Here is a 23,799-nt window from a genome sequence, read left to right as displayed (position 1 = left end):
CTCTTTTCATAGTTTGATATAAAGCTCCGATAATATTTCATTTCTTAATTTTCGGAAAATTATCTTAATAATCATGTTAAATATCTTGCTAGTAGATTTCAAAGGGGGTTTCCAGAATGACTTTCAACCTAATTTCTTCTGTAAAATTGATGTTATTTTCACTCGATTTTCCAAAAAGGTGCGAATACAACAAAATGAGTTGGGGTTTTTAGGTTTTTTTTCCCATTCCGTATCTACTAAAGAGAAGGGGATAGGTTAAGCTAAACCAATAATAGATATTTCGTATGTTGTTAATCTATTGAAAGTTTGGATTAATTTGGGAGTAAGTTAGTGGTATCGGGATTTGAACTGAGAGGTGTGAACATGGTCTATGGTAAGAGGTATTATTCGAAGGGGAGCAAACTAGATCTTTTTACATACATTTTTTACTGTTGATAGTTTCGTTCATATCAGATACACAAGGGATTAAAAAATTAATGTCGAATAATAGAAAATAGCTATTTAAAGATAAATATTTTGGGATTTCTTTTGTCATGGGGGTATGAATATGGAAAGTTTAATCGAAAATGTTAGGGATAATGTGTATGTTTTAGTGATATGGGGATTCAAATTGGAATTCTTATAATAATTGTTATTTTATTCTGAAGAAGAAGGAGTTACTCTAATAGACTCTTGTAAAATGGAGCATTCAATTATTCTTGAAGAAGCATTACATAAATTAGGAAAATCACCAAGTGATGTTAGGCTTGTTTTAGCAACCCATGGTCATGAGGATCATATACAAGGTTCAACTATTTTTAAAAATGCTAAGAAGTTTATTCACCCAAATGAGGAAAATAGCATGGAAATAGCAGATCCGACGCATTTTAAGTATCAATTATCAGATCATGAAATAAGAAAGGATTTTGAATGCATTTTAGTTGGGTACCATACCCCAGGATCTGTAGCTTTTTATCACCGTTCATCAAAAGTATTGTTTACAGGTGATTTCTTATGCTTTTTTTGTGATCCACTTTCAAAAGATGGATTAGAATCAGAAGGGAATGAACTTAGAAGCGAATGGATAGAGTATTTACGTAATGGTGGAGTGAAAAAAGAGAACTTAAATGTATTTCTCAGCGGTTTAAATGGATTTAATTCCATTGATCCAAGTGCAATGTGTACTGGTCATGGTGGAGTACTGGTAGGCAATATAAAAGATTTTGTTACTGATTTAATAGAAGTAGGAAATAACTATAAACAAAATATTTGAGCTCGACTAATTGTATATCAACTTGATTGTCTACATAGGAATTGCATAGTGCCTTTTGATTAAAATAGGTGATGCAATGTGTGTTTTTTATCTTAGTATTAAATATTGAAAGGAATGTTTATATTGAAAATTGCATTTATTGCGCATGATGGTAAGAAAAACGATATGGTAAACTTTGCTAAAGCATATGAAGTAATCTTGTCTAAGCACGAATTATTTTCTACTGGTACAACAGGTACAAGAATAATGGAAAATACAAATTTAGAGTTACATAGGTTTAAATCAGGTCCTCTTGGTGGAGATCAAGAGATAGGAGCTTTGATCGCACAAAATTTAATGGATATCGTTTTCTTCTTTCGTGATCCGCTTACATCGCAGCCGCATGAACCAGATATTTTGGCCTTAATCCGCTTATGTGATGTTTATTCAATTCCATTGGCTACCAATATGGGAACAGCAGAAATACTGATTCATGGTTTAGAGCGTGGAGATCTAAAATGGAGAAATATTGTTCATGAAAAGCAAAATGAACAGAGATGATTATATGTTTCTATTAGACAAGCTGAACATTAAATTTATTGGAAAGTGATAAATTTAATAGAAATTCCTTATTAGGACTAGATGAGTTGCTACGGGAACTCATTTTTTTATGTTCTGAGCGAACCTTTCGTGTAAAATATCATCAATAACTAGATTTTGTTGTCTTTACGTATTTAGTGAACTACTAAAACTTATTTTAACGAAATATGGGGTGTGTTATGGCAACAGCAATAGTTAGCACAGTAATATTAAAAGATGATAGGGTTTTAATGATTCAGGAAGGAAAAAAAGATAATTTTGGACTTTGGAATATACCTTCTGGAGGAATTGAACCTGGAGAAAACATAGTAGAAGCAGTTAAAAGGGAAGCCAAAGAGGAAACAGGTTATGATGTTAATGTCTTAAATTTAACCGGAATTTATAATTTTATTAGTCAAATTGGCAATCACTTAGTTAGATTTAACTATGTTAGCGAAATTGTAAGTGGAGAATTGCATTTCGATGGATTAGAAATTATCAATGCTGATTGGTTTACTTTTAATGATGTGTTAAAAATGGATGAAACGAAACTTTGGAACGGTAAATCAATTAAGAAAATCATCAAGGATGTTCGATCCCAACGTAATTTTGATATTGATATTATTCAAGATGTTCTTGAATAGGAAATCTGAAAGTAATAATAGAATAGTTTATTATTGCTCGCATTAGTAACAGCAAATGTACTAGCTTCGGCGGCGCTTAATTTGTTTGAAGTATCTGTATATAGGTACAAATAATCGAGGTGATATTTATGTTGCATAATGAAATGACAGATCTCTTGAAAATTGGCTATCCGATAATACAAGCTCCAATGGCTGGTGGAATAACAACTTCGAAATTAGTAGCGGAGGTTTCGAATTCTGGAGGGCTTGGAACGATTGGTGCAGGCTATATGACTCCTATTCAAATACGTGAACAAATCAGAGAAATTAAACAGTTAACATCTAACCATTTCGGGATAAATCTATTCGTTCCCAATAATTTTAATAATATGGATCATGAAATTGAAGCAGCTAGCCAATTATTACAGCCTATTCGTGATCAATTGAATCTACAAGTTGAGGATAGATTGGAAATTCCAAAATCGAATGATGTAGTTAAAACGTTTAATGAGCAAATTAAAGTAGTATTAGAAGAAAAAGTACCTATTTGCACTTTTACATTTGGTATTCCTTCTATCGAAGTCGTAGCTGAATTAAAAAGAAATAACGTCATCCTGATAGGTACAGCTACTAACGTTGAAGAAGCAGTTGAAAATGAAGAAAGAGGAATGGATATAGTCGTCGTTCAAGGAAGTGAGGCTGGTGGGCATCGTGGGAACTTTTTAAATGGATCTCCTGAGAGCCTAATAGGGCTAATGTCACTTGTTCCACAAGTTGTTGATGAAGTAAACATTCCAGTCATTGCTGCTGGAGGTATAATGGATGGGCGAGGTTTAATGGCTTCAATATGTTTAGGTGCTCAGGGTGTACAAATGGGTACAGCTTTTTTAACTTGTGTTGAAAGTGGTGCCCATCAGGTGCATAAAGAATCTGTTCTTAATGCAAAAGAAGACCAAATAGTCTTAACTCGTGCATTTTCTGGAAAATTGGCAAGAGGAATTAATAATAAATTTATTTTAGAGATGCAAAAACATGAATCTTCTATACCGGATTTTCCAGTTCAAAATGCACTCACTCAATCTATTAGAAAAGCTTCTGCACTACAAAATAATCAAGAATTCATGTCACTTTGGTCCGGTCAAAGCCCAAGATTAGCTGAGAATCAAACTGTAAAAACGTTATTTAATAAGATGATTGCAGAAGCTCAAAATATTTTTCAACCAATATAAATAGGTATCGTTTGTAGTCTACTTAATAAATTACTCAAAGAGTGTTCCAGTGAAAGAAGGAATTTTAGACGGACAAGTGGAATGTCACATCCATGTACGGAATTTAAAAACAGAGTAGAGCAGTAATAGATTAAAAATAAGAAGTAAGGATGATGAACATGTTAGTTGTAACAACAGAAAAAATAGAAGGTTATAAAGTAGTCGAGGTAAAAGGCCCGGTTTTTGGGATAATTGTACGAAGTAGAGGACTTGGTGGGGATATTCTGGCAGGTTTGAAAAGTCTTGTAGGTGGAGAAATCAAGCAATACACTGCTATGCTTGAGGATGCGAGAAAAGAAGCATTAGACCGAATGATAAAAAACGCAAATGAAATGAATGCAAATGCAATTATCATGATGCGTTACGACTCAGGCGAAATTGGCCAAAACATGTCGGAAATAGTAGCATATGGAACAGCAGTTGTTATAGAGGAATTATCGTGACAGTAATTGCCATAATATACGGTATCCAAATTTTAGCTGTTATGATTTGTATTTCGCTTGGATACTTTATCTATGACAAACGGTTTAATCGGAATCATGGTGTGGAAATTCCTGCAGGGTTTAAGCCAACAAATGAAGTAAATCTTGATCCTGTCACAGGTGAGAAAACAAGAGTTTATTATAATCAAGACACCGGTGAACGTTTTTATAAAAAGCTCTAATTTACCCTTTCCAAATGGAAAGCGAACATCATTGAGTGGGAATATACAAATCTCCATGTTCAATACAAAAAATATTATGAATACATCATGAAAACGAATGAGGATAACAAAGATCACAAATTTGTGGTCTTTTTATTTTGTTAAATTAATTAGGTATTTTATTAAATAAATTATGAGAAAATATTTTTAAGATAAAAATTTATCATTGTGATAAAAAATTCTTATCATTAGCTAAGTTTTCAGATAAAATAAAAATAGATAGAAAAATGGATGGGGGATTGAACGTGAAATTTAACTTTAATGAAGAAATTTGTAGGCTAAAAACAAATAGTACAAAGTGGGATTCAATCGATAAAGAATTTGGATGTACGGAAGTATTACCTTTATGGATTGCAGACATGGATTTAGCTTGTGCACCTGCGATTGTAAATGCATTAACGAAAAGAGCTCAGCATCCAATTTATGGTTATGGACATATTCCTGAAGAATTTTTTGAATCAGCTATTAATTGGGCAGATAAGAGATTTAATACAACAATAGAACGTGATTGGTTAACGACTGTACCTGGAGTAGTGCCCGCTTTAAATTTGGCTATTGAGTCATTTTCAAAAGTCGGAGATGAAGTTATTATTCAACCGCCAGTTTATTATCCGTTTTTCAGTACAATTAAAAATAATGGTAGAAACTTAGTCGAAAACCCCTTGGTTGAGCAAGATGGATATTACTATATGGATTTAGATGATTTAGAAAAGAAAATTACAAGCAAAACAAAAATGTTAATACTATGTAGTCCAGCTAATCCAGTTGGTAGAGTTTGGACAAAGGAAGAACTATTAGCATTAACAGCTATTTGCAAAAAACATAATATTATTATCATTGCAGATGAGATTCATGCAGATTTAGTTTATGAAAAGGGAACACACACTCCTTTTTATTCATTAAGTGAAGATGCTGCTAATATGAGTATTACGTTTATGTCACCTAGTAAAACATTTAATATAGCAGGTTTATTTTCGTCATTAGCTGTCATTCCGAATAAAAATTTAATGACTGAGTTTACTCATGCGATTCTTCGTGCGAGTTTGGAAAACTTAAATATTTTTGGTATTGAAGCTGTCATTGCTGCTTATAATGAAGGCGATGAGTGGTTGGATGAATTACTTATTCATTTAAAAGGCAATGCAGAGTATATTAATGACTATTTAAGTAAACATATTCCAGAAGTGAAAATGAAGCTAACAGAGGCGACCTATCTTGGCTGGTTAGACTTTAGAGAATTAGGCTTAATTGGAGATGAATTAAATAACTTCTTAATAAAAGACGCTAAATTAGGCTTAAATGATGGTCGAGTTTTCGGTTCCGATGGTGAAGGTTTTATGAGATTAAATTATGCATGTACTCGCAAAACGCTTGAAGAAGCTATGTCGAGATTAGATAAAGCGGTTAGAAATCTAAAGGTAAATGCATAAATGAGTGAGGTTGGAATGAATTATACAATTGAATCAGATCAATGTTCGAATCATTTATTAAATGCATATATTCCAATGGTTAAATTTATTGCATCAATAATGGGAAAAAACTGCGAAGTTGTTCTTCATGATTTAACCAACCCTGAAAATTCGATTGTTGCTATAGAGAATGGTGGAATTAGTGGACGTAAAGTCGGTGGGCCGATTACAGATTTAGTATTAAAGGTTATGCAAGAAGGGGCTTATAAAGATGTAGATTTCATCTCTAACTATAAAGCAAGTGTGAAAGGTGACAGAACATGCCGTTCTTCAAGTTATTTTATTAAAAATGAAGATGGAAATATAATAGGTGTCCTATGTGTAAATGTAGATGTGACTGTTTTTGAAGACGTTAAATCATATTTAGATGATTTTATTATGACCGGATTTCAAAATGATACTCAAAAACCATTACAGTCACATAATACAGATGTGTTTGAAAGCCTACATGAAACAGTGGAAGATGTGCTTGAAAATATGATTTCGAAAGTACTTAATGAATATGATTTATCCCCTGAAAGACTTTCAATAGACGAAAAGCTAAATGTTGTTCGAACTTTAAACGAAGCTGGACTATTCCTTTTAAAAGGTGGCGTTAGTGAATTAGCAAATAAACTAAAAGTATCAGAAGCTACTGTCTATCGTTATTTAAGTAAAGTGAAATAATGAATAAACCTTTATAGGTAAATGAATGGGTCGACTTGTAGACAATGTCTTCCGAGTTTGAATGTCAGAATACCCCCGTATAAGTATACGGGGGTATTTTATGTAAGCTCTTGTATATGGAGCATCAATTGGTGCTTGGACGCCAGGTTTAAGTGCCGTATCAATTGAAAAAAAATAATATCTATTGTAAATTAATCTGCTTTTGCTTATTTTGGCCTACTATTTTTTAAATACCAATTCGCATATCGATTAATTCCTTCAGCTATAGAAATTTTCGGATCAAAATGTAAGTCATTCTTGATCTTATCAATATTTAGCGTGTAATCATAACTTAGAAAGCTTGCAACATGCTTTGAAATAAATGGTGGTTTACGAGTAAATTTGGCAATTAGCTCAGAGCTTGTAGATAGTAATGCTAGTAATTGAGGAGAAATTGCTTTCGTTTGAAGATCCTCATTAAGTGCTAAAAATAATTGCTTAAGCGCATCAATTAAATAAATTGGCTGACCATTTGTTATATTATAAAATTCTCCGATATATTGATTATCCGCATTCATACAACTAACAATAACATCTACAACATTGTCGATATACGTAAAATCCATGAGAATTTGTCCATTTTTCACAAGAGGAATACCTCGTGTTAGGTTTGTTTCAATGAGTCTTCCAAAGATCGTGTTATCGAAGGGACCAAATATTTGTCTAGGTCTTAACGAAATTGCCGGAAGACCATTTGCTGTCGCTTGATGAACAATTAAATCAGCCAAATGTTTCGTTTTTGCATAAAAATTTGTGTGTCTCTCAGGTAGAGGATCACTTTCCCTTACATTTGTGCGACTTTCATTCGCGAAATATACACTTGGAGTAGAAAGATAGATGAATTTTTTTAAATTTGTTTTAAGAGAGGCATTAACAATATTGCTTGTCCCATCAACATTGGTTTTGAAAAATAAATCATATTCCCCGTATGGTGCCGCAAGCGCGGCACAATGAATTACATAGTCAACATCTTTTATATGTTGATCTAACAAATGAATATCGTTTAAGTCACCTTTAATGAAGTAGACATTTTCCATTGATTTAAAAAACTGAGCTGAATTTTCGTTTCGTCCAAACGCTAACACAGTATAACCGATTTCACTTAATCTTTTAACTGTATGTTTTCCTAAAAAACCAGTTGCTCCACTTACAAATACCTTCAATCATCTCACCCCATAATTTCAACGGATTAACGTTCGAATTTTAAAAACCTTGTTCCCTGGAAAGTTAATTTTCCTAAATCATTTTCAACGATCTGTCCATATTGCAAACCACTAACTTGCAACTCCATTCTGTCTCCAGATTCAACTTCGAAGGTAACATAGTAGGTAGTGGAGGAATGGCTAATTTGATTACTAGTATTATGATTGCTAATATTTGTTCTCCTTGTTACAACTTTTGCAGAGACAGTCAATTGAGGTTGTTTATTATTGTAGTTCCACTGTTTTAAGCCTTTAATCAGAACGAAGAAGATACTTGCAAAAACAAAGATAAAAATAACTGGAAAAATAAGAGCTATAATCTTAAAAAAATCGAAACCAGTATTTAATGCATTCATTATTTATGCCTCCTATTTATATTTATGGCTTTCTATTAGTTTATTAAAGTTTTAGAAATTAAATCAATACAATAAAGTAGAAAATAATTTATTACAAAGGTAGCAAGTACGACAGTGTAACAGTCACTATATAAAATATTAGTTTAAGTGATAAAGATAATGATCTTTTTTAGTAAAATTTTTCTGATTTTTTAGTGGTATTCAAATACCCCAATGCTACTAATTATGGAGTTTCGTAGATTTTCATTTCAGGATGTTCGCTTTCCGTGGGTCATGCTGCTATAGCCTCCTATGCTCACACGATGTGGGTCATGTAGGCGTTACGGCAGGACGTCCTTGTGTTAGCTTGCCTACCTTTTTGACCACTGCGAGGTCTCACCTGTCCCGCTATTCCCATAGGTGTCTCGTACGAGTTGCTTCTATCATGCTCTTATTTAGATGAGTAAAATGCAAATATAGACTGAGAAGGTATTCAAATGTGACAGATTAAATAACAAAGTAAAAAAATGGGTAAAATTAGTAAATTTTAGTAAAATAACTTATTGACCAATAATAATCATGAAGGTAGGATGGTTTTGTACTATTCAAATTCATAAGTAACGAGGAAATAGAATCTTATAAATTTTAGATTTTAAAAGAAATCTATGGTTAATTCTTCGTAATAGCAAATGGGAGTGATAAGGAAATGAATGTTAATGATCTAGTATTAGTTTTTAACCGGTATTTTCATCATACAAATCATCGGATCTTTTTTGTTTTTGGATCAAATCATGAAATTGAAGAAATTACGCATGCCAATAGAGATCAAAATTTTTCATTGAATCATTCGTTTGGGACATACATAGTATCTGCGAAAACTGACTCAAACCGAATAAGATTGATTTCGTTAAATTATGAAGAGTTGGGGATCGTAGAATTTACATTAAATGAGCTTGACGATGAAATAAAACATGATTGGACTAACTATTTAAACAGAACGATCGTTTATTTAAGGCAAGCAGGTTATCGTATAAAAAATGGAATGGATATATTAATATATGGGAATATTCCTACAGAGGTAGGACTATCCTCATCTAGATCGATGGAGGCCTTAATAGCTGCAATTTTAAAATCACAGTATGAATTAGATTAAAAAGACGAAATTCATTTACTTCTTATAAAATTCCTTTAAAAAAATAAAACCTACAAGCTTTTTCCTTCTCCAAAATAAATCAGAGATTATTATATTTGCACAATAAATGAATATGTTAAAAATTCTTCATATTTTATCGGAATTGTAGAACGTGTGGCTGGTAGAATAAGTATTAGATAGCCATTCGGGTTGAGAATTTACAAGGAGAAGAATTGAAATGACCACAATTAAAGATATAGCAGAAAAAGCAGGTGTATCAATTGCAACGGTTTCCAGAGTATTAAATTATGATCCAGGATTATCAGTAAGTGACGACACTAAGCAACGAATATTTGAAACGGCAGATAAACTCTCGTATCGAAAAAAATCAAAAGTAAAAAAGAGTATAGCAAAAATCGCACTTGTTCATTGGGATAAGGAGAAAAAAGTTTTAGATACTTTTCATAATATGTCTGTAAGATTTGGAATAGAAAATCGCTGTGAGTATCATAGTTTATTAATTTCAATTTTTTTTCATGAAAATGCAAAGGGGTTAGCTGACGAACAGTTTCAAGGGATAGTTGCAATTGGGAGGTTTGATGAGCAACAAATTTCTTCTTTGAAAAAAGTATCTAATAATATTGTATTTGTTGATTTCTCTCCAAATGAGGAGTATTATGATTCCGTTTTAACCGATTATAAGAGTGCAACGATAAAAGTATTGGATCATTTTATTTCCCTTGGACATCAGAATATTGGCTATATTGGTGGGCGCGAAGATTTTTCAAACCAATCTATAGAAAATTATGATTCTCGTGAAAGTACATTTAAATCATATTTAGAGGAAAAAAGAATTATCCAACAAAATAACATGTATATAAGTAATTTCTCAGCGGATGAAGGTTATAGATTGATGAAGCAAGCTATACAAGATAATGGTGATCAACTACCAACAGCATTCTTAGTAGGCTGCGATTCGATGGCGATTGGCTGTTTAAATGCTTTGCGTGAAGTTAATATTCCTGTACCTGAACGTGTGAGTTTAATAGCAATGAATGATTTACCATTCTCAAAATATCTTTTTCCTACCTTGAGTACAGTGAAAATTTACTCTGAACAAATGGGAGAATCAGCAGTTGATCTGCTCATGGAGAGACTAATGGGGCGTGAGATTGCGAAAAAAATAGTCGTATCTTCAAAATTAATGATTAGGAATAGCAGCCTCTAATTGGAAATGTGAGAAAATTTAATCATATTTTTATTTTTTAAAATAACTCTTTTTAGTATAATTAAAAATTAAAAGGAGTGGGAACGTGAAGATAGGTTATTTAGGTCCAGAAGCAACTTTTACCCATGTCGCCGTTCAATCTGTTTTTAAAGAGGACGAGCATATAGCATATTCTAGTATACCCGTCTGCATGGATAGCGTTGCAGAAGGAGAGGTCGATTTTGCAGTCGTACCAATTGAGAATTCAGTAGAAGGATCGGTTACGACGACGATTGATTATCTTGTTCATGAGCAACCATTAAAGATGATTGGTGAAATTATTATACCGATTAGACAGCACCTATTAATGACAAAAGATCAAGCTGACAGAGTAAATGAGATTGAAATTATCTACTCTCATTCACATGCTTTGGCTCAGTGTCATCCATTTTTACATAATCAATATAAATATACAAAGTTAGAACCAGTAACTTCAACAAGTGCTGCTGCTAAAATTGTTAGCGAGCAACCAAACGAATGTATTGCCGCAATAGCAAATGAATTCGCTGCAAAGAAATACGGTTTAGAAATTGTGGCATCTGATATTCATTCTAATTCTTATAATCATACGAGGTTTATCGTTCTACAACGAGCTGATTCCCATACTGAGACACATTTTTTTCAGAAGAATCATACGAAGGCAACTTTTGTTATTATGATGCCAGAAAATCGTGCTGGGGCTCTTCATCAAGTACTATCTGCATTTGCATGGCGTCAAATTGACCTTTCAAAAATTGAGTCACGTCCAATGAAAACAGGATTAGGAAATTATTTTTTTATTATAGATGTAGAGATGGGATATGATGATGTACTATTACCTGGCGTAAAGCAAGAATTAGAAGCGCTAGGTTTTACAGTGGAGGTTGTAGGTAGCTATTCAACAATTTCATTATAACAATATAGTAAAAAGAGAAGGATCCGTATCCTTCTCTTTTTATTTGTTTTTATTTTACATTAGTAATATCCATAGTAAGGGGGTGGGCAATAATATCCTGGAGGACAGTAAGGGTATCCATAGCCGTATCCGCCATAACCATAACCTCCATAGGCTCCAGCTAATAAAGCACCTGTTGCCAATCCACCGACAAAGCCTCCTGGGAAAAATGGACGACGACCAATTCCTCCAAATCCAAAACCTGGTCTTCCAAATCCACCGAAACCTGGGCGACCAAATCCTCCGCCTCCGAATCCACCCATGTGTCCAAAGCCTCCACCGAAGCCATGTGGGCGATAATCTTGTTCATTGTGCATATCTATAAACCTCCTTTTTACGCATCGGAAATCTTACATAATTAAACTATGCAGGACAAATGCGGAAGGTTTGGGCGATAGATAGGATAAATGATTTTTAAGCAGTTCTTACTATTAATTCATGTAATTATTTAATCATTTGAAAGATTAAATTTACGTATACGATACTGTAAGTTTTGTCTACTAATGCCTAATTTTTTTGCGGCTTGTGTAATATTGCCATTATGTTCATTTAGAACAGACATAATATGTTGTTTCTCCTTGTTTAACAAAGTGTTCTTTAAATACAGGTGATCATCTTTTGATTCTAAATTATTCAATTCAATCGTTGGATGCTGATGCTGAATTTTTGCTTCATTACTTTTACTCATTTCATTAAAAAATCTAGATGGTAGATGAAAGCTTTTAATGACTGATTCATTTTCAATTAAATTCATTGCACCTTCAATCATATGTTCAAGCTCACGCACATTCCCCGGCCAGTTGTGATGGAGGAAGAAATGAGCGACCCTATCATCTATTGCATTGACTTGATGGCCAAAAAGGCGATTATATTTCTGAATAAAGAAGTTAGCCAATAAAAGGACATCGTCGATTCTTTCCCTTAGCGGAGGGAGAAATAACGATACGACACTTAAGCGGTAATATAAATCCTTTCGTAAATGGTTATTAGCAATTGCTTCAATAGGATCCTCATTAATTGTTGCGATAACACGGACGTCTAAATCTTTTTCATTCATATCACCAATTCGCCTAACTTTACGTTCTTGTAATACTCTTAAAAGCTTTGCTTGTAAATTTGGACTAAGCGAATTGATCTCGTCCAAAAGCAACGTACCGCCATTTGCTTCTTCAAATAATCCAGGTTTATCAATAGCCCCTGTAAATGCTCCTTTTTTAGTTCCAAATAATATACTTTCTATTAATGTTTCTGGTAAAGCAGCACAGTTTTGTGAAATAAATGGTTTTGTTGCTCGTGAACTTGCATTATGGATACTTTGAGCGAATAATTCTTTACCAGTTCCAGTTTCGCCAACTAATAAAATAGAGGATGAAGTTCTTGCTGATCTTTTTGCATCATCAATGATCGCCTTAAAAGATTGAGATTCTCCAATTAATTGTTCGAAGGTGTAACGAGTATTACGATTTTGAAGAATACCTTCTTGGACCGATTGTTTTAATTCGGTCACATCACGTACCATTTCAATCGCTCCGACAATTTTTCCATCCTTCATAACTGGGTATGTATCATTAATTGTTGTAACTTCCTTACCTTTATTATTAAAGTATGATTGTTTTATATTTTTTCTAATTTTACCTTTTTGTAGAGCCTCAAGTAGAGTGCTAGACTGATTTTTTTGAAAGGTGAATACGTCTAATAAATTTTTATGTAAAACATCTTCTTCGTTCATCATTTCAATTTCCATCATTTTACGGTTATAAACCATTGTCTTACCTTCTTGATTGATTACGTGAATGCCGATATCTATTTCTTCTAAGATAAGCTGAAGTAATTCGTCTACACCAATAAATGAATGGCTATTATTTTTCATCAAAATCTCTCTTTTCATTGTACGATTAGAAAAAATTTGCACTTCTGACCATTTTTGGTAAGATAAAAAGGCAGTTTTTCCAATTCGTGCTAATTTTGTATGATTATTTCGTTTTGAGCATAATACTACCGCAAATATTCTATGCATATTTTAAATAAATTTGCGCTAAAATGCAAAAAAAATTTGCAGTTGTTGAAAACGGTAACATTATTTTGCTTGATAAAGCATCTAAATGAGTACATTTTGTGAATTTTATTATTTTAGACATATTTGGCACAGAAGTTGCTAAATACTTAAGTAAGAAACTAAAAATAAATTAACAAATAATGGGGGAACACAAATGACGATTAATTCTCAAAAAATCATCGAGCAAACAAATCAATTTGGCGCAAATAACTATCATCCACTACCTGTAGTTATTTCAAAAGCAGAAGGTATTTGGGTAACTGATCCAGAGGGAAATAGATACTTAGATATGTTAAGTGCTTATTCATCTGTAAACCAAGGGCACCGTCATCCTAAAATTATTCAGGCGTTAAAAGATCAAGCAGATAAAGTAACACTTACTTCTCGTGCTTTCTATAGCGAAAACATGGGTGAATGGTATGAAAAGGTAGCAAAAATAACAAACAAAGAAATGATCTTACCTATGAATACGGGTGCTGAAGCTGTAGAAACAGCATTAAAAGCTGCTAGAAGATGGGCTTACGATGTGAAAGGTGTTGAAGATAATCAAGCTGAGATTATTGCTTGCATTGGAAACTTCCACGGACGTACTCTAGCTGCAGTATCTTTATCATCTGAAGAAGATTACAAACGTGGCTTTGGTCCATTCATACCAGGAGTTAAATTAATTCCTTACGGAGATATTGAAGCATTAAAAGCTGCAATCACTCCAAACACAGCAGCATTATTAATTGAACCAATTCAAGGTGAAGCAGGTATTAACATTCCTAGAGAAGGTTTCTTACGTGAAGTTTCAGAAGTTTGTCAAAAGGAAAACGTATTATTTATTGCTGATGAAATTCAAACTGGTTTATGCAGAACTGGTAAAACTTTTGCATGTGATTGGGAAGAAGTTATTCCTGATATGTACATTTTAGGTAAAGCACTTGGAGGCGGAGTATATCCAATTTCATGTGTAGCTGCAAACCGTTCAATATTAGGTGTTTTTGAACCAGGTTCTCACGGATCTACATTTGGTGGAAATCCATTAGCTTGCGCTGTATCAGTGGCAGCCTTAGAAGTTCTTGAAGAAGAGAAATTAGCTGAACGTTCAAATGAGCTAGGAAATTATTTTATGGAAAAATTAAAAGAAATTGATCACCCTCACATTAAAGAAGTAAGAGGACGTGGGCTATTTATTGGTGTTGAACTTCATGTGCCAGCACGTATTTATTGTGAAGCATTGAAAAAACAAGGTTTATTATGTAAGGAAACACATGATACAGTTATTCGTTTTGCACCACCATTAATTATTTCAAAAGAAGATTTAGACTGGTCAATTAAACAAATTAACGATGTATTTAGCCAATATAAAGCAACAGTATAAATGGAGCGAGAACAATGACAACTATAATCCAAGAAAACGAAAAAGAATTCGAAATTCAAAAGAAAATCAAAGAAGAGGGTAGAGAATTAATTGAATCAACTCAGGAGGTAATTTCTGAGGCTCTTCAAAAACTTGGTTATTCTAAAGAACTTTATGAGTTATTAAAAGAACCTTTACGATTTTTAACAGTTCAAATTCCTGTAAGAATGGACGATGATTCAGTGAAAATTTTCACTGGATATCGTTCACAACATAATGATGCTGTAGGTCCTACTAAAGGTGGAATTCGTTTCCATCCGGAAGTAAATGAGGATGAAGTGAAAGCTCTATCAATGTGGATGAGCTTAAAATGTGGAATTGTTGATTTACCATATGGTGGAGGGAAAGGTGGGATCATCTGTGATCCTAGAAAAATGTCTTTACTTGAGCTGGAACGATTAAGCCGCGGATACGTTCGTGCAGTAAGCCAAATCGTTGGTCCAACAAAAGATATTCCAGCACCAGATGTATATACAAATCCTCAAATTATGGCTTGGATGATGGATGAATACAGCCGTATTCAAGAGTTTGATTCTCCAGGATTCATTACTGGAAAGCCACTTGTATTAGGTGGTTCTGCAGGACGTGAGACTGCTACTGCACAGGGTGTAACAATTTGTATTGAAGAAGCTGCAAAACGTAAGGAAATCGAGTTAAAGGGTGCTAGTGTCATTATTCAAGGTTTTGGAAATGCGGGAAGCTTTTTAGCGAAGTTCATGACAGATGCAGGTGCAAAGGTAGTCGGTATTTCTGATGCACTTGGAGCATTATATGATCCGAATGGTTTAGATATCGAGTATCTACTTGATAGAAGAGATAGCTTCGGAACAGTAACAAATTTATTTACAAATGTCATTACAAATAAAGAACTACTTGAAAAGCCATGTGATATTCTGGTTCCAGCAGCTATATCTAATCAAATTACGGTTGAAAATGCTCATAATATTAAGGCGTCAATCGTGGTTGAAGCAGCGAATGGACCTACTACATTAGAAGCTACTAAAATCTTAACAGAACGTGGCGTTCTATTAGTTCCTGACGTGTTAGCGAGTGCTGGAGGAGTATCTGTTTCATATTTTGAATGGGTACAAAATAATCAAGGATATTACTGGTCTGATGAAGAAGTAGCTCAAAAGCTTCGTGAAAAAATGGTTAGATCATTTGATAGTGTTTACCAAACATCATTCAATCGTCAAGTTAATATGAGATTAGCAGCTTATATGGTTGGTATTCGTAAAATGGCGGAAGCTTCACGTTTCCGTGGATGGGTTTAATAGAGAAATAGATTCGCTCCAGGTGGATGTTTCATCTGGAGCACTTATTATTGAAAACTAGTAAAAATAAATTAACAGACTAGAATATCCTTTTTAAAAATTTACATATTTTTTAAATAAGTTGTTTTGAATACGCTTTCAAATAGTATCTGAAAAATTTGGATAGAAAACTACTAGAATAGAGACATCTTGCTTCTATCTAAAGGTAACAGGGAAAATATATCCATTTAAATCAGAATATTTAAATTTATACAAACAATTTTCGCAAAGGGAGGTATTTTTCATGTTGCAACAAGAACAGGGGTTAAAAAAAGAGCTGAAAAGTAGACACATTTTTATGATCGCTCTTGGAGGAATTATCGGAACTGGATTATTTATGGGATCAGGTTATACGATCAGTGAAGCTGGACCAGGTGGAGCAATACTAGCTTATCTAGTTGGTGGATTGGTTATGTATTTAACAATGTTATGTCTTGGTGAGTTAGCGGTTAGTATGCCAGATGCTGGTTCATATCAAACATATGCAACAAAATATATTTCACCCGCTTCAGGTTATGTAGTTGGATGGATGTCATGGTTAAACTGGTCAGTAACAATTGGTTTAGAACTAATTACGGTAAGTATGTTAATGAAGAGATGGTTTCCAGATGTATCCACATGGATTTGGTGTGTGGTATTTGGAGTATTATTATTTGGCGTAAATGCATTATCTACAAAAAGTTTTGCTGAAGTTGAGTTCTGGTTTGCAAGTATTAAGGTGGTTACAATTGTTTTATTTATTATTCTAGGTGCAGCAGTAATGTTTGGTATTGTTCCGATGGAAGGTACTAAGGCACCGATGCTAACAAACTTTACTGATCATGGTGGTTTATTCCCAAATGGTATACTTGCTATTATTGTTACGATGGTCGCAGTTAACTTCTCATTTCAAGGTAGCGAGCTAGTAGGGATTGCAGCAGGTGAAAGTGAAGATCCAGCAAAAGCTGTACCAAAAGCAATCAATAACACTGTGTGGCGAATCTTAGTATTTTATATTTTATCAATGTTTGTTTTAGCAGGATTATTCCCATGGGAGAAAGCTGGATTAGTAGATAGTCCATTTGTAGTTGTATTTGATAATATTGGTATTCCATATGCAGCAGACATTATGAACTTTGTTATTATCACAGCAGTATTATCTGTTGCAAACTCAGGATTATATGCTACTTCCCGTATGATGTACTCAATGGCACAAAAAGGCATGGTTAGCCCAGCTTTAGGAAAGTTAACGAAAAAAGGAGTACCATTAAATGCGTTAACATTTAGTATGTTTTTTGGAGCATTATCCTTATTAAGTGGTATATTTGCAGAAGATACTGTTTATTTATGGTTACTTTCAATTGCAGGATTTGGTGCGGTATTTATTTGGGCAAGTATCGCATTATCAAATCTTTTAGGTAGAAAGAAATATATTAGTGAAGGTGGAAGAGTAGAGGATTTAAAATATAAAACACCTCTTTATCCATTTGTTCCAATTGTTGCTTTAGTATTGAATGTAGCGGTAATGATTAGCTTAGCTTTTATTCCGGATCAACGTATTGCGCTATACTGTGGTGTACCGTTTATGATTCTTTGCTTAGTTTATTATCATTTATCAGCTAAGAAAAAGATTGAAATACATGAGCAAAATGAAAATAAAAAGGTTAGTTAATAAATAAAAAGAAGTAGAGAATGCTGTAATAGCAATCTCTACCTTTTTTAATCCTTAATTATTTTTTGTTTTTTTCAGATTCTGCACTTGTTACAGAAATATCTTGTAAGTGACCTTGGAATCCTTGACCAGCAGTTAAATCGTAACCTTTAACACGTTTGTTAACGCCATCTAAACCGAATCGGAATAGAGTAGGGATTACAGGTACTTCTTCATTAACTAATTCCTGCCATTTATTGTATACATCTTTACGGTAATTCTCATCAAATGCTTCTGCTGAAATACCTTCTTTTAACAATTTATCATTCTCGTCATTTACCCAGCGAACATAGTTGAACGGTGCATTTTTAGCCCAAATTCCTGATGGATCTGGGTCAGAACCTGTTCCCCATGCAGCTGCAAAGATATCAATCTTAGGATTATCTTTTTCGACCATGTCATAGAACGAGTTAAACTCATGTAAACGACCATCTAATAATTGAACATCTAAGCCGACTTCTTTCCAAGATTGTAAGTAGAACTGTGCTAATGGCTCTGCGATATCGCCTCCACTCATAGAAGCAAAATTGATTTTAAATGGTTTTCCATTTGGATCTTCGCGTAATCCATCACCAGTTACATCCTTGTAGCCAGCATCATCAAGCAATTTTTTAGCTTTTTCAGGATCATGTGTATAGCCTTTTAGTGCTTTATCAAAATATTTAGGGAATGATGGTGGAATTACAGATGTTGCAGGAACTCGTAATCCTTTGTATAACTTATCACCAACTGATTTGTTATCAAGTGCATAAGCCATCGCTTGACGAACACGTTTATCTTGGAATTTTGGATTATCCATTACGTTTACACCGTTTTTCGCGTCGTAATGACCTAATTTAAATCCAATATAAGAGTATGCTAACTCAGTCTTACCAACTAATTGAATATTTTTTAATACTTTTGCTTGATCATATTGGTCAGCAGAAACTGAAGCAACGTCAATATCGCCATTTTCTAATGATGAAGTTGCAATTTGGTTATTAACTACTTTAAGAAGTACGCCATTTAATTTTGGTGCGCCATTCCAATAATCTTTAAACGCTTCAAACTCTACAGCTTCCCCTGGAGTAATCTTTTTAATTTTAAACGGTCCAAATCCAATTGGAGCCTTACGAATTTGATCAGATGATACTAATTTATCGATAGGTACATTGCCTAAGTATTTTTTAGGTAGTGGGTATGTCCATAAACCAGTCAGTACAGATGGATTTGCTTCTTTAAACGAAATTGAAATCGTTTGAGGATCAATTACTTTCACCCCAGATATATTTTTCGCTTTTCCATTATGGTATTCTTCCATACCTTCAATCATAGACATTTGTGAATCATAACGTACACCAGTGTATTTAGGGCTACCGATTACAAGGTATGCATACTCTAAGTCTTCTGCTGTAACGGGATTACCATCATGCCATTTTACATTATCTCGAATTTTAAGCGTGATAGTTTTCTTGTCATCGCTTAACTCGTATGTAGCCGCACCGTCTTGGTCATAAATATAGTTTTCATCTGTTGAAAGTAATGATTCGTCAAAGAACTGTAGTACTTCTGAGTCAGGTTGCCCCTCATAAAAAACAGTATTCAGAATGCCTTCAAATGGAGTATCAGAGATTAGTCCATACTTTAAAACTCCACCAGAGATAGATTTTTTATCATTTGAAACTTTAACAGGAAAAGCAGCTTGATCTACTTGCTTAGTCGGTTTGGATGAAGTTTTTGTATCTCCGCCTTTACATGCTGAAAGGATTAACATGGATACTGCCATTGCACTTAAAACTTTTGAAAAGCTTTTTACATTTTTCATATTTCCACTCTCCTTAAAAGTAATTAACCTCTTCTTTGTCTTGCATCAGCTGCACGCTTAAGCGCTTCACCGATAAAATTTATACTCAGCATAAGCACTAAAATCATGCCTGATGCAGGTAACCAAATCCACAACTTATTTTGTAAAACGTCTGGGTTTGTTGCATAACTTACTAATGTTCCTAAACTTGGTGTACTTTCTGGTAAACCGAAGCCTAAGAAGGTTAGTCCAGACTCAATACCGATATTCCCAGCTAGGTTTAACGTAAATGCAACGATAATTAAAGAACTTACATTTGGTAAAAGATGCGAAATGATAATTTTCCAGTTAGGAGTCCCTAGAGCTTTAGCTGCAGCTATATAATCTAATTCACTTTCTGATAATGATTTTGAGCGGATAAGTCTTGCTTTACCCGTCCATAAAAAGAGACTCATAATTAGGATAAAATTATAAATTGTAAATGTCGGTACTACTGTTACGAAAACAATGATTAACATCAATGTCGGTAATGATAAGAAAAAATCAATGATTCGCATGACGACGCCATCGATAAAACCACCAAAATAGCCTGCGATTAAACCTAATGTTAGTCCAAGTAAATTCGTAATAACTGTGATGAAAAATCCAATCGTAAATGAATTCCTTGTACCAATAATTAGTTGTCCAAATACATCACGTCCACCATAATCAGTTCCTAACCAGTGAACAGAGGAGGGAGGTTGATAAATCGATAAAAAATCAACTTTAATAATTTGATCCTGATCTAAAATGATAGAAGTCCCATACACAATTATTAATATTAGACCTAACAAGATAAGAGAACCTAAAGCTAGTTTATCTCGTCTAAATTCTGCCCAAATGACACTAAATCCAGATGGGCTTTTTGGTTGCTCAGCTATATTGTCTTGTTGTTCAACTATAATATTTTGATTTTCAATTTTCATTTCCATAGTAATCACCTACCTTATTCAATCCGAATACGTGGATCAACGATGCTTAATATAATATCTGAAATTAATGTTCCAAACAGCGTTGCAAGACATGTCATTAATACAAGTGCATTTACAACTGTAAAATCACGTAACATAACAGACTTGACAAAAAGCTGTCCAATTCCAGGATATCCAAAGATTGATTCTAAGAAGACAGATCCAGCTATTAAACCAGTAATCTCGTAACCTAAGAAAGCAGCAATTGGTAAAAATGAATTTCGTAAAATATGTCTTGAATAAATCTTTGCTTCAGGAACACCTTTTGATTTAGCTGTTCTAACGAAATCCTTTACTTTTGTATCAATAATTTCGCTTCGTAAATATTGGGAGATACCTACTGTCGAAATTAGTGCACCTGATAAGGTTGGAAGTACTAAATGGTTTAGTTTACTCAAATAATAAGCAAAAGTACCATTATCAACTTGTGGATCAACGCTACCACCAGTAGGGAATAGGTCAAAATGGAACCCAAAAATAAATAATACAATTAGTCCAAAAATGAATAGTGGTGTTGCAAAACCAACATAGTTATAACCAGTGATTAAATTATCGGCCCATGTATCATTCCACCGGCCGCTTATAATACCAAGAGGAACTGCCAATAGATACGTTACAATAAATACACATAAAGCTAGTAATACTGTATTTCCAATTCGGTCACCAATTACATCAACAACTTCGATTTTATGTGTATATGAGACCCCGAAGTCGCCTTTTAAAACATTTTTTGTCCAATGGAAATATTGCACATATGCAGGATCGTTTAACCCCATTTTTTCACGTAATTTTTCAATTTCTTGCGGATTAGCTTTTGGATTTATTGATCGGCCAGTTAAAGCATCTCCAGGCATAGCTTTAGCAAGTGCAAAAATTAGTACACTCAAGATTATTAATTGAGGGATCATGATGAGTATACGGCGTATGATAAACTTCAACATGTTCTTTACTCCTTTCTAAGGTAATGCTACTCGATGAGTATCGGAAATTTGTTTTAAGTCATATGGCCGACCATTTTCATCAAAATAGGATGAAGCATTTTGTTCATATTCTACTTTTACTTCCTGTCTTGCTTTAATTTTTTCGTCTCTAACTTCAGGACGAATATCTGGTATAGCTGCAATTAAGCGTTTTGTATAAATATGTTGAGGGTTTGTTAAAATATCTTCCGTCGTTCCTTCTTCAACAAGTCTTCCGCGATACATAACTCCAATTCGATCACATAAATGACGAATAACTCCTAAATCATGACCAATAAACAAATAGGTTAATTGAAATTCTTCCTGTAAATCCTGTAAGAAATTCAATACTTGTGCTTGAACAGAAACATCTAAAGCTGAAACAGGCTCATCTGCGACAATTAATTTTGGCTGCAAAGTTAATGCTCTTGCAATACCGATTCGTTGACGTTGTCCTCCAGAAAATTCATGTGGATATTTATAAAGCGATTCTGGAGATAAGCCAACCTTCTGAAGATAGTAAAGTACTTTTTCGCGTTCTTCAGATTTAGTTAAGGTTTCAAAGTTTCTTAATGGTTCCGCTACTAAATCGATGATTCTCTTTTTAGGGTTTAAAGAAGAGTACGGGTCTTGAAAAATCATTTGAATTTCCTGACGAAAAGCCCTCATTTGACTTTTTCCTAACTTAACGAGATCCTTATCCAGAAATTCAATGCGTCCATCAGTCGATTTAGTTAGTTGCAGAATGGCCTTACCTGCAGTAGATTTCCCACTACCAGATTCGCCGATTAACCCATAAGTTTCTCCTTCTTTTAACTCAAAGGATATTCCATCGACGGCCTTTACATGATCAACAACTGTTCGGAATATACCGCCGCGAATAGGAAAGTGTACTTTTAAATTTTCAACTTTTAATAGAGACATTTACGATCGGTGCTCCTTTCTCATTTTTAAAATGAAAATGTTTATAACAAGAACAACGTACATAATGGCCAGGTGTAACTTCGTGCATTCCTGGTTGAGATTCATGAGCGTATGAATCAATCCAAGGAATTCTGTGACTAAATCTACATCCAGATCTAGGTAGTTTATCTAAAGGTGGGACAGTGCCCTCAATAATGTGTAATCTTTTATTTTTCGAATGTGTAGTAGGAATTGAGTTTAATAGTGAGCGCGTATAAGGGTGAAGAGGTTGATTTAGTATTTCTTTTACAGTTCCTGTTTCAATAATCTGACCAGCATACATAACAGCTACTCGATCGGCAACTTCTGCAACGACACTTAAATCATGGGTGATAAGGATAATGCCAAGTTTTGTTTGAGTTTGGATTTCTTTTAGTAAGTCTAATATTTGAGCTTGAATGGTTACATCTAAGGCAGTAGTTGGCTCGTCCGCAATAATAAATGACGGATTACACGCTATTGCAATAGAAATCATGACACGTTGTCTCATACCACCAGATAATTCATGGGGATATTGTTTGTATGTAACTTCTGGTTTTGGAATACCGACTTGCGAAAGTAATTGTAAAGCTCGATCCTTTTTTAATGAAGTAGTTAATTTTGTATGGTTGTCTAAGTTTTCCTCAATTTGTTTTCCAACGGTCATTAGTGGATTAAGTGCGGTAAGTGGTTCTTGAAAAATCATTCCAATTTCTTTCCCACGGATGCTATTCATTTTGCTATCACTTAGTGATAATAAATTTGTACCCTTATAAGAAATAGCACCGTCCATTTTTGTTCGCTTATTTTGATGTAGGCCTAATATAGAGAGTGCTAGTGCACTTTTTCCACATCCAGATTCACCAACAATTGCTAGTATCTCATTTTCATGGATAGTTAGTGATACATCATCTACTGCAGGATAATACTGATTATTAATTCGAAAAGATGTCGTTAAATGCTCGATTTCTAAGAGAGGCTTTGACATTTTTTGTCTCCTTTCGCGAAATTGTAAGTAAATTGTTAGTTTATTTAGAATTTTCATAAGTATAATATATGTTATGCTATTGTTTCAATATTAAAACAATTAATACATTTTATAGGTATTTTTTACTATGTTTGAATGGAAATAGATTCAAAGTATGTAAATTATCTTTAAAAATGATTGTAAAAGATTAATAGAATAGTTGAAA

The 23,799-nt window shown here is 33.8% G+C and carries 23 protein-coding genes; 14 read left to right on the top strand and 9 right to left on the bottom strand.

Going from position 1 to position 23,799, the window contains the following annotated elements:
• Positions 1-628: 628 nt before the first annotated feature.
• The 8 genes from B7R65_RS10965 to B7R65_RS10930 all read left to right on the top strand — a co-directional run bounded on the left by B7R65_RS10965 (position 629) and on the right by B7R65_RS10930 (position 6,539).
• Positions 629-1,252: an MBL fold metallo-hydrolase gene (locus tag B7R65_RS10965; protein ID WP_142288237.1), complete on the top strand. Its 624-nt coding sequence runs from the start codon at positions 629-631 to the stop codon at positions 1,250-1,252.
• 123 nt (positions 1,253-1,375) lie between these two features.
• Positions 1,376-1,792, top strand: a complete 417-nt coding sequence (mgsA, locus tag B7R65_RS10960) for a methylglyoxal synthase (protein WP_088042822.1) — start codon at positions 1,376-1,378, stop codon at positions 1,790-1,792.
• A gap of 218 nt (positions 1,793-2,010) precedes the next feature.
• The gene (locus B7R65_RS10955; RefSeq protein ID WP_179194838.1) at positions 2,011-2,454 is read left to right on the top strand and encodes an NUDIX hydrolase; all 444 of its coding nucleotides are present in this window, start codon (positions 2,011-2,013) and stop codon (positions 2,452-2,454) included.
• Positions 2,455-2,582: 128 nt separating this feature from the next.
• Positions 2,583-3,662: an NAD(P)H-dependent flavin oxidoreductase gene (locus B7R65_RS10950; protein WP_088042820.1), complete on the top strand. Its 1,080-nt coding sequence runs from the start codon at positions 2,583-2,585 to the stop codon at positions 3,660-3,662.
• A gap of 158 nt (positions 3,663-3,820) precedes the next feature.
• The gene (locus tag B7R65_RS10945; protein ID WP_088042819.1) at positions 3,821-4,144 is read left to right on the top strand and encodes a YbjQ family protein; all 324 of its coding nucleotides are present in this window, start codon (positions 3,821-3,823) and stop codon (positions 4,142-4,144) included.
• The gene (locus tag B7R65_RS10940; RefSeq protein ID WP_306298463.1) at positions 4,141-4,365 is read left to right on the top strand and encodes a hypothetical protein; all 225 of its coding nucleotides are present in this window, start codon (positions 4,141-4,143) and stop codon (positions 4,363-4,365) included. Before B7R65_RS10945 ends, B7R65_RS10940 begins: the two co-directional genes overlap by 4 nt.
• 284 nt (positions 4,366-4,649) lie before the next feature.
• Positions 4,650-5,834, top strand: coding sequence for a MalY/PatB family protein (locus B7R65_RS10935; RefSeq protein ID WP_256941272.1), 1,185 nt, complete (start codon positions 4,650-4,652; stop codon positions 5,832-5,834).
• A 15-nt stretch (positions 5,835-5,849) separates the two neighbouring features.
• Positions 5,850-6,539 (top strand): helix-turn-helix transcriptional regulator, encoded by a 690-nt coding sequence (locus tag B7R65_RS10930; protein WP_088042865.1) that lies wholly within the window; start codon positions 5,850-5,852, stop codon positions 6,537-6,539.
• A gap of 206 nt (positions 6,540-6,745) precedes the next feature.
• Here B7R65_RS10930 and B7R65_RS10925 read toward each other — a convergent pair whose 3' ends face one another.
• Positions 6,746-7,741: an NAD-dependent epimerase/dehydratase family protein gene (locus B7R65_RS10925; protein ID WP_088042817.1), complete on the bottom strand. Its 996-nt coding sequence runs from the start codon at positions 7,739-7,741 to the stop codon at positions 6,746-6,748.
• 26 nt (positions 7,742-7,767) lie between these two features.
• Positions 7,768-8,136 carry a DUF2500 domain-containing protein gene (locus tag B7R65_RS10920; RefSeq protein WP_088042816.1) on the bottom strand — a complete coding sequence of 123 codons (369 nt, stop codon included), beginning with the start codon at positions 8,134-8,136 and terminating at the stop codon, positions 7,768-7,770.
• 685 nt (positions 8,137-8,821) lie between these two features.
• Here B7R65_RS10920 and B7R65_RS10915 point away from each other — a divergent pair.
• From B7R65_RS10915 to pheA, 3 genes are all read left to right on the top strand, one after another.
• The gene (locus B7R65_RS10915) at positions 8,822-9,268 is read left to right on the top strand and encodes a GHMP family kinase ATP-binding protein (protein ID WP_088042815.1); all 447 of its coding nucleotides are present in this window, start codon (positions 8,822-8,824) and stop codon (positions 9,266-9,268) included.
• Positions 9,269-9,485: 217 nt separating this feature from the next.
• A complete protein-coding gene (locus B7R65_RS10910) occupies positions 9,486-10,475 on the top strand; it encodes a LacI family DNA-binding transcriptional regulator (protein WP_088042814.1) in 990 nt (329 codons plus the stop codon).
• A gap of 85 nt (positions 10,476-10,560) precedes the next feature.
• Positions 10,561-11,409, top strand: coding sequence for a prephenate dehydratase (pheA, locus tag B7R65_RS10905; protein WP_088042813.1), 849 nt, complete (start codon positions 10,561-10,563; stop codon positions 11,407-11,409).
• A gap of 59 nt (positions 11,410-11,468) precedes the next feature.
• Here the strand turns inward: pheA and B7R65_RS10900 are convergent, their stop codons facing one another.
• Complete coding sequence (locus B7R65_RS10900; protein WP_088042812.1) at positions 11,469-11,765, bottom strand: hypothetical protein; 297 nt, start codon at positions 11,763-11,765, stop codon at positions 11,469-11,471.
• A gap of 131 nt (positions 11,766-11,896) precedes the next feature.
• Entirely contained in the window at positions 11,897-13,318 is a 1,422-nt protein-coding gene (locus tag B7R65_RS10895) for a sigma-54 interaction domain-containing protein (protein WP_088042811.1), read from the bottom strand.
• Between the two features lie 340 nt (positions 13,319-13,658).
• Here B7R65_RS10895 and B7R65_RS10890 point away from each other — a divergent pair, with 340 nt between their 5' ends.
• The 3 genes from B7R65_RS10890 (at position 13,659) to B7R65_RS10880 (ending at position 17,873) form a co-directional block, all read left to right on the top strand.
• On the top strand, positions 13,659-14,870 hold the full coding sequence (locus B7R65_RS10890) for an ornithine--oxo-acid transaminase (RefSeq protein ID WP_088042810.1): 1,212 nt from the start codon (positions 13,659-13,661) through the stop codon (positions 14,868-14,870).
• 23 nt (positions 14,871-14,893) lie between these two features.
• A complete protein-coding gene (locus B7R65_RS10885) occupies positions 14,894-16,183 on the top strand; it encodes a Glu/Leu/Phe/Val family dehydrogenase (RefSeq protein WP_373419569.1) in 1,290 nt (429 codons plus the stop codon).
• Between the two features lie 283 nt (positions 16,184-16,466).
• Positions 16,467-17,873 (top strand): amino acid permease, encoded by a 1,407-nt coding sequence (locus B7R65_RS10880; RefSeq protein WP_088042808.1) that lies wholly within the window; start codon positions 16,467-16,469, stop codon positions 17,871-17,873.
• Between the two features lie 58 nt (positions 17,874-17,931).
• Here B7R65_RS10880 and opp4A read toward each other — a convergent pair whose 3' ends face one another.
• The 5 genes from opp4A to B7R65_RS10855 are packed head-to-tail and all read right to left on the bottom strand — an operon-like array spanning position 17,932 to position 23,594.
• Positions 17,932-19,716, bottom strand: coding sequence for an oligopeptide ABC transporter substrate-binding protein (gene opp4A, locus B7R65_RS10875; protein ID WP_088042807.1), 1,785 nt, complete (start codon positions 19,714-19,716; stop codon positions 17,932-17,934).
• 23 nt (positions 19,717-19,739) lie between these two features.
• Complete coding sequence (locus B7R65_RS10870) at positions 19,740-20,660, bottom strand: ABC transporter permease (protein ID WP_088042864.1); 921 nt, start codon at positions 20,658-20,660, stop codon at positions 19,740-19,742.
• Between the two features lie 20 nt (positions 20,661-20,680).
• On the bottom strand, positions 20,681-21,646 hold the full coding sequence (gene opp4B, locus B7R65_RS10865) for an oligopeptide ABC transporter permease (RefSeq protein ID WP_088042806.1): 966 nt from the start codon (positions 21,644-21,646) through the stop codon (positions 20,681-20,683).
• A 15-nt stretch (positions 21,647-21,661) separates the two neighbouring features.
• Positions 21,662-22,588 (bottom strand): ABC transporter ATP-binding protein, encoded by a 927-nt coding sequence (locus B7R65_RS10860; protein ID WP_088042805.1) that lies wholly within the window; start codon positions 22,586-22,588, stop codon positions 21,662-21,664.
• Positions 22,569-23,594 (bottom strand): ABC transporter ATP-binding protein, encoded by a 1,026-nt coding sequence (locus B7R65_RS10855; protein WP_088042804.1) that lies wholly within the window; start codon positions 23,592-23,594, stop codon positions 22,569-22,571. Before B7R65_RS10855 ends, B7R65_RS10860 begins: the two co-directional genes overlap by 20 nt.
• Positions 23,595-23,799 lie beyond the last annotated feature (205 nt).

Source organism: Bacillus sp. EAC (assembly GCF_002156875.1).
In the GTDB taxonomy this organism is placed as follows: domain Bacteria; phylum Bacillota; class Bacilli; order Bacillales; family Bacillaceae_G; genus Gottfriedia.
The sequence above is the reverse complement of the archived record's forward strand: the minus strand, read 5'-3'. Positions and strand labels throughout refer to the sequence as shown.